The sequence below is a fragment of the Enterococcus sp. C50 genome, assembly GCF_040887505.1.
Taxonomy (GTDB): Bacteria; Bacillota; Bacilli; order Lactobacillales; family Enterococcaceae; genus Enterococcus_B; species Enterococcus_B thailandicus.
The window spans coordinates 159283-170973 of sequence record NZ_JBFOFW010000004.1 but is presented as its reverse complement, the minus strand read 5'-3'; the positions used below and the strand labels follow the sequence as shown (position 1 = coordinate 170973).

Annotated in this window: 14 protein-coding genes; all 14 read left to right on the top strand. The window is 37.1% G+C overall.

Translation table 11 applies throughout. The features are described from left to right. Positions 1-67: 67 nt before the first annotated feature. Positions 68-427 (top strand): DUF1304 domain-containing protein, encoded by a 360-nt coding sequence (locus tag AB3I20_RS07120; protein WP_067483746.1) that lies wholly within the window; start codon positions 68-70, stop codon positions 425-427. Positions 428-580: 153 nt separating this feature from the next. Then, complete coding sequence (locus tag AB3I20_RS07115; RefSeq protein ID WP_067484142.1) at positions 581-1552, top strand: alpha/beta hydrolase; 972 nt, start codon at positions 581-583, stop codon at positions 1550-1552. 254 nt (positions 1553-1806) lie between these two features. Beyond that, complete coding sequence (locus AB3I20_RS07110; protein WP_067483748.1) at positions 1807-2082, top strand: (4Fe-4S)-binding protein; 276 nt, start codon at positions 1807-1809, stop codon at positions 2080-2082. A 1-nt stretch (position 2083) separates the two neighbouring features. Continuing rightward, the gene (locus AB3I20_RS07105; protein WP_067483750.1) at positions 2084-2359 is read left to right on the top strand and encodes a GNAT family N-acetyltransferase; all 276 of its coding nucleotides are present in this window, start codon (positions 2084-2086) and stop codon (positions 2357-2359) included. Between the two features lie 465 nt (positions 2360-2824). Further along, positions 2825-3061: a preprotein translocase subunit SecG gene (gene secG / locus AB3I20_RS07100; RefSeq protein ID WP_067483752.1), complete on the top strand. Its 237-nt coding sequence runs from the start codon at positions 2825-2827 to the stop codon at positions 3059-3061. 111 nt (positions 3062-3172) lie between these two features. Next, positions 3173-3928, top strand: a complete 756-nt coding sequence (locus AB3I20_RS07095; RefSeq protein WP_067484143.1) for a carboxylesterase — start codon at positions 3173-3175, stop codon at positions 3926-3928. Next, complete coding sequence (rnr, locus tag AB3I20_RS07090; RefSeq protein WP_075491432.1) at positions 3925-6285, top strand: ribonuclease R; 2361 nt, start codon at positions 3925-3927, stop codon at positions 6283-6285. The genes AB3I20_RS07095 and rnr overlap by 4 nt, the downstream gene beginning before the upstream one ends. Positions 6286-6305: 20 nt before the next feature. After that, positions 6306-6770: an SsrA-binding protein SmpB gene (gene smpB / locus AB3I20_RS07085; protein WP_067483756.1), complete on the top strand. Its 465-nt coding sequence runs from the start codon at positions 6306-6308 to the stop codon at positions 6768-6770. 311 nt (positions 6771-7081) lie between these two features. Further along, complete coding sequence (atpB, locus tag AB3I20_RS07080; RefSeq protein WP_067483758.1) at positions 7082-7801, top strand: F0F1 ATP synthase subunit A; 720 nt, start codon at positions 7082-7084, stop codon at positions 7799-7801. A 46-nt stretch (positions 7802-7847) separates the two neighbouring features. After that, entirely contained in the window at positions 7848-8060 is a 213-nt protein-coding gene (atpE, locus tag AB3I20_RS07075) for an ATP synthase F0 subunit C (protein ID WP_067483760.1), read from the top strand. A gap of 67 nt (positions 8061-8127) precedes the next feature. Continuing rightward, positions 8128-8652: a F0F1 ATP synthase subunit B gene (gene atpF, locus AB3I20_RS07070; RefSeq protein WP_067483762.1), complete on the top strand. Its 525-nt coding sequence runs from the start codon at positions 8128-8130 to the stop codon at positions 8650-8652. Continuing rightward, on the top strand, positions 8639-9181 hold the full coding sequence (atpH, locus tag AB3I20_RS07065; RefSeq protein ID WP_067483764.1) for an ATP synthase F1 subunit delta: 543 nt from the start codon (positions 8639-8641) through the stop codon (positions 9179-9181). The genes atpF and atpH overlap by 14 nt, the downstream gene beginning before the upstream one ends. A gap of 22 nt (positions 9182-9203) precedes the next feature. Further along, positions 9204-10760 carry a F0F1 ATP synthase subunit alpha gene (gene atpA, locus AB3I20_RS07060; protein ID WP_067483766.1) on the top strand — a complete coding sequence of 519 codons (1557 nt, stop codon included), beginning with the start codon at positions 9204-9206 and terminating at the stop codon, positions 10758-10760. A 13-nt stretch (positions 10761-10773) separates the two neighbouring features. Then, positions 10774-11676 (top strand): F0F1 ATP synthase subunit gamma, encoded by a 903-nt coding sequence (locus tag AB3I20_RS07055; protein ID WP_067483768.1) that lies wholly within the window; start codon positions 10774-10776, stop codon positions 11674-11676. Positions 11677-11691 lie beyond the last annotated feature (15 nt).

The window sequence follows — 11691 nt, the reverse complement described above, 5'->3', positions numbered from 1 at the left end:
GTTTTACAAGCTGGTCGAATTTTTATATGATAAATAGCATCAATAAGTAGCTAAGGAGAGGAACAACATGCATCTTTTTTCAACGATCATCATCACATTAGTAGCAATCGAATTTTTTTATATTATGTATTTAGAGACGTTCGCAACGACATCAGCAACCACTGGACGAGTGTTTCATTTATCAAAAGAAGAATTAGCACGTCCGTCAGTAAATGTTTTATTCAAGAATCAAGGAATTTACAATGGATTGATTGGAGTAGGATTGCTTTATGCGACATATGTTTCTTCCGCAGGTAGTGAGTTAGCAAAGGTTTTGCTAGTCTATATTATTTTAGTGGCTTTGTATGGAAGCATAACGAGTGATAAAAAAATTATTATTACACAAGGCGGATTAGCGATTATTGCTTTTGTTTCACTCTTTTTTTAAGTTAAGTATTTAAAAATTCAACAGTTTTATTTATTAGAATGGTACAATAAAAATATAGTTTACTTGAATTTTCTTTAAAGAAAAAATCAGTCTTGGTTAATTGATTGCATAGTGAAAAATCAAGGATAGCTGAGTGGTGGAGGTGATTAATTGATTATTATGTTGTATTTTATTTTAGTAATCGTGATTCTTGCTATTATTTTTAATGTTATTTCTTATTCTTATGCAAAAAAGTTGATCACGGTTGGTGTACAACGAGGTCATAACTGGTATGAAACAACAGGACACCTCTTAATGGATCCTGCAGCGACTGAAATTGTCGAAGAAAAACGACAACAGTTAGAAGAAGCGGCAGAATCTTTTTGGCAAACAGGTGTAACAGAAACAATCAAAAGTCACGATGGATTAAAACTAACGGGAAAATGGTTTGTTACAGATCGAAGACAAAAAAATTGGGTGATTTGTATCCATGATTACCGAAGCACGGGCAAGCGTGACATGTCTTTTGTTGGGAAAAAATATGCAGAACAAGGGTTTAATGTTTTGATTCCAGATTTACGTGCCCATGGCGAAAGTGAAGGAGAAATCATCGGAATGGGCTGGTTGGATCGTCTGGATTTGATTGCTTGGATCAAGCAACTGATGAAAGAATATCCGGATGCTTCGATTGTTTTACATGGCGGTTCAATGGGCGCTTCGACGATTATGATGGCTAGTGGTGAGAAGCTGCCCTCTTCTGTGAAAGGCTTTATCTTGGATAGCGGGTATGTTTCTGTCTATGCAGAATTTCGTTATATGCTAAGCAAGTTAACTTCATTTCCAAAGTGGTTGATTATGAGATATGCAAATTCTTACGCCCAAAAATATGCTGGTTATTCTTTGAAACAAGCATCTGCTACACGCCAACTAGGTAGTAATCATTTACCACTATTAATTATCCATGGTGAACACGATTATTTTGTGCCTGTTGAAGCAGCTTACACTGTGCAAAATGCAACAGCGGGGGAAAAAGAATTACTATTGGTTCCAAATGCAGAGCATCTAGCGGCAGTATTGAATGAGCCAAAGACTTATTGGACTGTTGTGTTTTCTTTTATCAATGAACGAATTTTAGCTGGGCAATAAATCGTGTTGCATTCTTGAATGATGAGTTGTCAAACTACTAATTAATATAGAAGAAAAAATTCGCAAAGTTTCCTATAAGCAATTTATATTTATAGTGAACTCCAAGTCAAAGATCTGACGGAGTAGTTACGTGTGATTTATTAAAAAAGAATACTTTATCTGACTACTCCTGTTTGCGAGGATAAATAGTTGCTGGTTTGAAGAGAGATTGTTAGAATGAATTGTACAAAAACACAAGTTATTTTAGGGGTGGTATGATGGGGCAACAGGTGAACAATGAACATTTTTCAACCGAAGAAGAATTGTTTGAAGCTGGTTATCGAAAATATTCGGGTGAAAAGATAGACATTTTTTATAACAAAGAGATTTGTATCCACAGTGGAAATTGTGTTCGCGGGAATGCAGCTGTTTTTGAAGTTGGTCGCAGACCGTGGATCATGCCGGATAATGCAAGTGCTGATGAAAGTAGTCGCGTTATTCAAACATGTCCGAGTGGCGCATTGAAGTTTATTCGAAAGGATGAAGTGTAAAATGGAAATCAAAGAAGAAAAAAATCGTTTTGCTTTATACAATGATGAACAACAAGAAATTGGAGAAATGACTTGGTCTGATGCTGGACCAGATATCATGATTATTGATCATACATTTGTCGAACCTACTTATCGTGGACAAAAATTAGCGGAAAAATTAGTGAATAGCGGTGTTGAATTAGCTCGTCGCGAAGGTAAAAAAATTATTCCACTATGCCCATTTGCTAAAAAAGAATTTGATACAAAACCTGAATATGGAGATGTATTACGCAAATAAATAGAAACAAGTAGAAGAGTTACGTTTGACGTGACTCTTTTTTTTTGAATAGATTGTTGAAAGTCGATTTTCATGAGGAGTTTAAACGTATGGAGCTAGCGTTGGAAAGAAAACATTGCTATTTGCGATGAAACATTGGAAGATAAAGTTTTTCGATGTTTCCCAAAAAATTCTCGCAACAAGCCATAGATCAATAAAGTAATGGGAGCTATTTTATCAGACTGTTCACTAGTTTGTAGGAACGAGATGCTTTGCGCCATAATTTTATTCACGGTGTCACCAAAGCAACTTCGCAAAATGATTTATAATTGTTCAAAAATATGAAAAAATACTTTTATCAGTTGCTTCTTATTTTTTCGAAGCTTGAAGCTACAACCTTCTTTTATAACCTTATTTTGAATTTATTTTCATTCTATGGTAAAGTTAAAGAGATGATATTTTTCAAAGAAGGAGGAGCTGAAGCGTATGTATAATTTAATTTTAGGAATCGTAATTGCCTTATCAATCGTCATGATTATCGCAATTATGATGCAGCCAAGTAAACAAAATAGTGCAGCGAGCGCATTTACTGGTGGAGCGGATCAGTTGTTTGGGAAGCAAAAAGCACGTGGCTTCGAAGCCGTGATGCAACGAACAACTGCTGTGCTGGGAGCCGTTTGGATGATTTTATTATTTGTCCTAGCGTTTTTATCTTCAAACTAATCAAGAAACCTCTCGCCGATTTGCGAGGGGCTTTTTTTATTGGTGGAGCAGGTGAAAACGAGAAGTTTCTGAGTGCAACTATGTTAAAATGAAGAGCGAGAGGTGATTGAATTGAAAGGAAGTTTACCAAAATCATTTTATGCGGAGCATGGAGAGAAAGCTGTTTTACTTTTGCACGCATATTCAGGTAGCTCAAACGATGTCCGAATGCTTTGCCGTTTTTTAGAAAAAGCAAATTATACTGTTTATGCACCGATGTTTTCGGGACATGGAACGTTGAATCCAGAAGATATTTTACATCAAGACGCCACAACTTGGTGGGAAGATGCGAAAGCAGCACTCGCGTTTTTAAAAGCAAATGGCTTTCATGAGATTGCTGTTTTTGGTTTGTCTATGGGTGGTATTTTTGCGACAAGACTACTTGAAGAAGAAAATGTGATTGGAGGCGGCTTTTTCTGTTCACCAATTTCACCAGTAGAAACGAATGTACCAGAAAACTTTCTCATTTATGCACAACAAGTATTGAATATCGCAGGACTGTCAGAAACAGAAATTCAGCAACAACTTGAAATTTATCGTCCCTTAGTTAAGGAACAATTAACAGATATACAAGAACAAGCAGCTTATGCAAATGAAAAGCTGTCAAAAATTCAAGCACCAATGTTCCTAGCTCAAGCAGGTCAAGATGAAATGATTGATCCAATGGGTGTTTATGAAACGGCTCGTCGTTTGAATAAACAGCGAGTAACGCTTCAATGGTATCCAACCAGTAAGCATGTGATTACGGTTGGAAACGCTCGGCGGGAGTTAGAACGAGATGTCTTAGAATTTTTAGAGAAATTACCCTGGAATGAGGAAAATAAATGACAAAAGAAACAATTAAAGAAAAAATTATTTTTTTTATGGAAAGTAGCCGTAAAAAAAGCTTTTCAATGGAAGAAATTGCAGAAGGCTTAGGCTTTCAAAAAAGTGAAGACTTTAAATTATTAGTTCAAACAATTGCACAAATGGAAAGAGAGCAAAGCATCGTTTTTAATAAGAAAGGTAAAGTGAAATTACCATTACAACCATTATTGATTGAAGGAACGTTTCGTGGCAATGAACGTGGCTTTGGTTTTGTAACGATTGATCCCGAAGAAGATGACGTCTATATCCCGAAAGAATCAACTGGTTATGCAATGGACGGAGACACTGTAGCAATCGATATTATTAAAACAGCAGATACGGCACTTGATCGAGGAGCTGAAGGAAAGATTGTTGAAATCCGAAAACGTGGAACAACACAACTCGTTGGTGAGTTCGTTGCTTATTCACCTGAGGAAGAAGCAGAAACGGATCTTTATGGTGTCGTGATCCCTAAAGATAAAAAATTAACAAAGTTTAAGGTGTATGCAGCTGCAGAAGGAATCCGCCCAGTAGATGGAAGTATCGTGATTGTAGAATTGACCCATTACCCAGAAAATGGCTATGCTACTAGTTTAGAAGGAATTGTCAAACAAGTAATTGGCCATAAAAATGACCCTGGTATGGATATTTTATCAATCGTTGTAGCAAACGGAATTCCAACAAAATTTCCTGATGATGTAGTGGCAGAAGCAGATAAAGTTCCTGATCATATCAATGAAAAAGATTTGGTTGGTCGACGTGATTTACGGGATCAATTGATTGTAACGATTGATGGTGAAGATGCAAAGGACTTAGATGATGCAGTAACTGTTCGCAAACTAGCAAATGGAAATTACTTTTTAGGCGTTCATATTGCAGATGTTTCTTATTATGTAACACAAGGAAGCCAGCTTGATCGAGAAGCTTATGATCGTGGAACAAGTGTCTATTTGACTGACCGTGTGATCCCAATGATTCCACAACGATTGTCAAACGGAATTTGTTCATTAAACCCACATGTGCCAAGATTGACGATGAGTTGTGAAATGGAAATTGATTCAAGTGGGCATGTCGTGAGTCATGAGATTTTCCAAAGTGTTATTCAAACAACCGAACGAATGACTTATACTGCCGTGAATGAAATTTTAGAAGATGAAGAACCTGAAACAATGAAACGTTATAAACAATTAGTGCCAATGTTTCAAGCCATGAAAGAACTACACGAGATTTTAGAGAGTATGCGGATTCGCCGTGGGGCTATTTCTTTTGAAGATCGCGAAGCGAAAGTGTTAGTGAATCCAGAAGGACATCCATTGGATATTTTGCTGCGAACACGTGGTGTAGGGGAACGCTTGATTGAATCATTTATGCTTGCTGCCAATGAGACAGTGGCGCAACATTATCATGATCTTCATTTACCATTCATCTATCGAATTCATGAACAACCTAAGGAAGAAAAAATGCAACGCTTCTTTGACTTTGCTTCAGCATTAGGAATCCTAGTTAGAGGGACAAAAGGTACGATTACGCCGAAAGACTTGCAAAAAGTAATCGAAGATGTGGAAGAAAAGCCTGAATCTGCGGTAATTAATACGATGTTGTTACGAAGCATGCAACAAGCTCGTTATTCAGAAGAAAACTACGGTCATTATGGCTTAGCAGCAGAGTACTACACACACTTTACTTCACCAATTCGCCGTTATCCAGACTTGATTGTTCACCGTTTGATTCGTTCTTATGGTGAAGATCGTAGTGAAGAAAAACAAGCAATCTGGTCTGCAGAACTTCCAGACATTGCTGAACACAGCTCAAAAATGGAACGCCGAGCAGTGGAAGCAGAACGTGAAGTTGATGCAATGAAAAAAGCAGAATACATGATGGATAAAGTCGGGGAAGAGTTTGATGGGATCATTAGCTCAGTGGTAAAATTCGGTTTGTTTATTGAACTACCTAATACAATCGAAGGTCTGATCCACATCAATGACTTGAAACAAGACTATTTCCACTTTATTGAAAATCATTTAGCATTAGTCGGCGAACGAACGGGGCTAACATTTAAAATTGGGCAAAAGGTCCGCGTCAAAGTGGTCAAAGCAAGTCCAGAAGAACGAGCAGTTGATTTTGAGTTAGTTTCGGCAGAAGAAGTGCCTCAACTTGAACGACCAAAAGCAAAGCAAAAAGGGAAAGCATCAGGCAAACAAAATCAAAATCGTGGACGCAAAGCAGCTCCACGAAATAAAAAAGTAGGCGGGAAGAGAAATGACTTCCAGCCTGCTAAGAAAAAAGGAAAAGGTGGTAAAAAACCTTTCTATAAAGGAATTAAGAAAAAGAAAAAATAAGATAGTTTGGGGGAAGTAGAATGCCAAAAGGCGAGGGAAAATTAATTGCACAAAATAAGAAGGCTCGCCATGACTACTCGATTATTGACACGATGGAAGCAGGCATGGTTTTACAAGGGACTGAGATCAAATCGATTCGAAATAGCCGAATCAATCTAAAAGATGGATTCGTACGTGTTCGAAATGGCGAAGCCTTCCTATATAATGTCCACATCAGTCCGTATGAACAGGGAAATATTTTTAACCACGATCCGTTGCGGACACGCAAACTACTTTTGCACAAAAAACAAATTGCCCGACTAGTTGGTGAAACAAAAAATGCAGGGGTAACAATCGTCCCATTAAAAGTGTACATCAAGAATGGGTACGCCAAAGTTTTGATTGGTTTAGCTAAAGGGAAAAAGTCCTACGACAAACGAGAAGATTTGAAGCGTAAAGATGTCGATCGTCAAATTGATCGGACGTTGAAAAATTTCTCCAGATAATTTCAATATCCTTTTTCGCATATTCGGTGCTTTTACTTTTACTTAGTGATAAAATTTGGTAGCATTTAATCTGATAAAGCACGATTACTAAAGGTTTTCCTAGAAAATCACCATCATAATTTAAGTGAAAACTTCATCAAATTAGACTGAAACGAAAAAGTGTCTAATTTTCATGAAAATGTTTTGTATTTTCTGTTTCATGGTGGTATGATACCGATTGGTTATGATCAGATTTTTTCAGAGAAACCAAATGCGCACTTGAAAGTTATTTCATGTGAATTTCAGGGAAAAGAGAAAAGAGGTGAAATGAATTGGATGAACGCTCGCTAACGTTCCACATTGGACCTGTGTGGTTTGATGGTACTGTTTGTATGATGGTGTTATTGACTTGTCTAATCGTTTTCTTTCTAGTGTACTTCTTTACGCGTAACTTAAAGATGAAACCAACTGGAAAACAAAATGCGATTGAATGGGTAATAGATTTTAGTCGAGGAATCGTTACAGATAACTTGCCTAGAAAAGAACTAAGTAATTTCCATTTACTTGCATTTACCTTATTCTTATTTGTATTTATTGCAAATAATATCGGTCTAATGACAAAAATCGTATTACCAGATGAAACGACACTTTGGAAAAGCCCAACAGCTGACCCATTTGTGACATTGACCTTGGCATTTATGATGATTTTACTTACACATTTGTTTGGGGTAAAACGATTTGGGTTGAAAGGCTATTTTGTAAATTCATTCTTGAAACCGTATAGTTTCATGTTACCAATGAAGATCATTGAAGAATTTACAAACTTATTAACACTTGCTTTACGTCTTTATGGGAATATTTTTGCGGGGGAAGTTTTGCTAACCTTGATTGCAAAAATGATGACAAGTCTAGGGTGGCTATCCTTGCCATTAGCGATTCCATTAGAGATGATCTGGATTGCATTTTCATTGTTTATCGGAAGCATCCAAGCATTTGTCTTTGTCACTTTATCGATGGTTTATATGAGCCATAAGATTGAAGTAGAAGAGTAATATTTATTTAAGTAATTTACTATTTATTTTAGGAGGAAAAAATATTATGAATTATATCGCAGCAGCAATCGCAATTTTAGGGGCAGCAATCGGTGCCGGTTATGGTAATGGTAAGGTAATCTCAAAAACAATCGAATCAATGGCTCGCCAACCTGAAATGTCTGGTCAATTACGTACAACAATGTTTATTGGGGTAGCCTTAGTTGAAGCTGTTCCTATTCTTGGTGTGGTTATCGCTTTAATTCTAGTATTCATGTAGAAAGAAGTTAAGTACTATATTATTCTCATTGAAACTAGAGAGACCTCAAAGAAAGGAAGGCTAGCTTATGCTGAATCAATTGGCAATTGCAGAAGTTGGCAATCCGATGTTAGGTAATATCATCGTTGTCAGCGGCTCATTTTTGATCCTACTTGCTCTTTTAAAGCATTTTGCTTGGGGACCAATTAGTGAAATTTTGAAGAAACGTGAAGATAAGATCGCCAATGATTTAGATTCTGCAGAACAATCTCGCATCAACTCAGCGAAAATGGAACAAGAACGCGAACAACAATTGTTAGCTTCTCGCTCTGACGCAGCTGAAATTATTAAAAATGCGAAAGAAAGTGGAGAACTTAGCCGCCAAAATATTTTGAAGGATACACAAGATGAAGTTATTCGTCTAAAAAACAAAGCTAAATCGGATATCACGTTAGAACGTGACAATGCGTTAAACTCTGTTAAAGACGATGTTGCTGATCTTTCACTTCAAATTGCGGAAAAAATCTTGAATAAAGAATTATCTCCAGAAATGCATGAATCATTAATCAACCAATATATCGAAGGTCTAGGTTCTTCAAATGAAACTAGATAAATATACTGTCGGTAGACGCTATGGAAAAGCTTTGTTTGAACTGGCGATCGATTCAAACAAGAGTGAAGAAATCTATCAAGAACTGTTGAGCTTGCGTAAAATTTATGAAAAAGTCCCTGAATTAGGGGAAGTGCTCAGTGATGCTCGTTTAGAACCACATGAAAAACGACTTATCATGGATAAGTTGATTAGTGGCTATGACGGTGTTGTTAAGAACTTTTTAGAAGTGGTCTACAATTACAATCGGATGGATGATCTGTTGTTCATGATTGACGAATATGAACATCGTTATAATGAGAATAATGGATTATTACTTGGAACAGTAAAAACTGCCGTTCCTTTATCTGATGAACAGTTAAAAAAATTAGAACAGAATGTAGCAAAAACAATGAACTATCAAACAGTTGAATTAGAAACAATCGTTGATTCTTCTATTCTTGGTGGCGCAATTGTTGAAGCCGACCATCGAGTGATCGACGGCAGCATTCGGACGCAATTGGAAACAATGCGTAATCAATTAAATAGATAGTACAAAGAGGTAGGTGAATCGAATGGCCATCAAAGCAGAAGAAATTAGTGCCTTGATTAAAGAACAAATTGAAAATTATCAAAGCGTGCTTTCAGTTGAAGAAATTGGTACTGTCACATACGTCGGTGACGGGATTGCTCGTGCGCATGGATTGGAAAATGCAATGAGTGGTGAGTTGCTTGAATTTTCAAACGGCTCATACGGAATGGCGCAAAACTTAGAATCAAATGATGTAGGGATTATTATCCTTGGTGATTTCGAATCCATTCGTGAAGGTGATAAAGTAAAACGTACAGGTAAAATCATGGAAGTTCCAGTTGGAGATTCTTTGATTGGACGTGTCGTGAATCCTTTAGGTCAACCGATTGATGGACTAGGAGAAATCGTTACCGATAAAGCTCGTCCCGTAGAAGCAATGGCACCAGGTGTTATGCAACGTAAATCAGTTAATGAACCAATGCAAACAGGTCTAAAAGCAATCGATGCTTTAGTACCAATTGGTCGTGGTCAACGTGAATTAGTTATCGGTGACCGTAAAACAGGTAAAACATCCATTGCAATTGATACAATTATCAACCAAAAAGGGCAAGATATGATTTGTATCTACGTTGCGATTGGACAAAAAGATTCAACTGTACGTACACAAGTTGAAACATTGAAAAAATATGGCGCTATGGACTATACAATCGTAGTCAATGCGGGTGCTTCTCAACCAGCACCATTACTTTACATTGCACCTTATGCTGGTACAGCGATGGGTGAAGAATTCATGTATAACGGCAAACATGTTTTGATTATCTTTGATGATTTATCAAAACAAGCTGTTGCTTATCGTGAACTTTCACTACTACTACGCCGTCCGCCAGGTCGTGAAGCATATCCAGGGGATGTTTTCTACTTGCATTCACGTTTGCTAGAACGCGCAGCAAAATTAAGTGATGAATTAGGTGGCGGTTCAATGACTGCTTTGCCATTCGTTGAAACACAAGCAGGAGATATCTCTGCATATATTCCAACAAATGTTATTTCAATCACTGATGGACAAATTTTCTTAGAAAGTGATTTGTTCTACGCAGGAACACGTCCAGCCGTTGATGCTGGGTTATCTGTATCCCGTGTTGGTGGTTCTGCACAAATCAAAGCAATGAAAAAAGTTGCCGGAACGCTACGTCTTGACTTAGCAAGTTACCGTGAACTTGAAGCATTTACGCAATTTGGTTCAGATTTGGATGCAGCGACACAAGCTAAATTAAATCGTGGTCGTCGTACTGTAGAAATCTTGAAACAAAAATTACATGCACCACTTGCTGTAGAAAAACAAGTAGTCATTTTATATGCATTGACGCATGGTTTCCTAGACAGCATCCCAGTGGATAGCATTCTTGACTTTGAAAGTGAATTATTTGAATACTTGGATACAAATCATCCAAATATCTTTGAAATTATCCGTACAACACAAGATCTTCCAGAAGAAGATGAGTTGAACAGCGTAATCAAAGAATATAAAGACATTTTCTTAGCTTCTAAAGGTAGTACATCCTCGACAGAAGACAAATTGAAATCCATTCAAAATGCATAGTGAGGTGAGATGAATGGGTGCTTCACTAAATGAAATTAAGACACGTATTGCTTCAACGAAAAAAACAAGTCAAATTACGCGTGCCATGCAAATGGTTTCTGCTTCAAAGTTAACGAAGTCGGAAGCTTCATCTAAGAAGTTTCAGGTCTACGCGAACAAAGTGAGAGAAATCGTTACGCATTTAACAGCAACCCAATTAAGTGATATTGCTTCTTCAAACACAAATAATGACATTAATTATAACTCAATGTTGATTAGTCGCCCTGTTAAAAAGACAGGCTATATTGTCATCACAGCTGACGGTGGTTTAGTTGGCGGTTATAATAGTTCAATTTTGAAACAAACGATGTCTATTTTGGAAGAAGATCACCAATCATCCGACGAGTATGTGATGATTGCAATTGGTGGTACTGGCGCAGACTTTTTCAAAGCTCGTGGCATTGACCTTGCGTATGAATTACGTAACTTATCTGACCAACCAAGTTTTGACGAAGTTAGAAAAATCGTAAACATGGCTACAACAATGTATCAAAATGAAGTTTTTGACGAATTATATGTGTGCTATAACCACCATATAAATTCATTAACTAGTCAATTTCGTGTAGAAAAGATGTTACCAATCTCAGATTTAGATCCAGAAGAAGCAACAAGCTTTGAGCAAGAATATATTTTTGAACCTTCAAAAGAAAAAATCTTAGCTCAATTATTGCCTCAATATGCTGAAAGTTTGATTTATGGTGCGATTGTAGATGCTAAAACTGCCGAACACGCAGCAGGCATGACTGCAATGAAAACAGCAACTGATAATGCTGCAAACATTATTGATGACTTGACGGTTTCTTATAACCGTGCAAGACAAGGGGCTATTACCCAAGAAATTACCGAAATTGTTGCCGGAGCTTCGGCACTAGAATAGTATTGAGATTGGAGG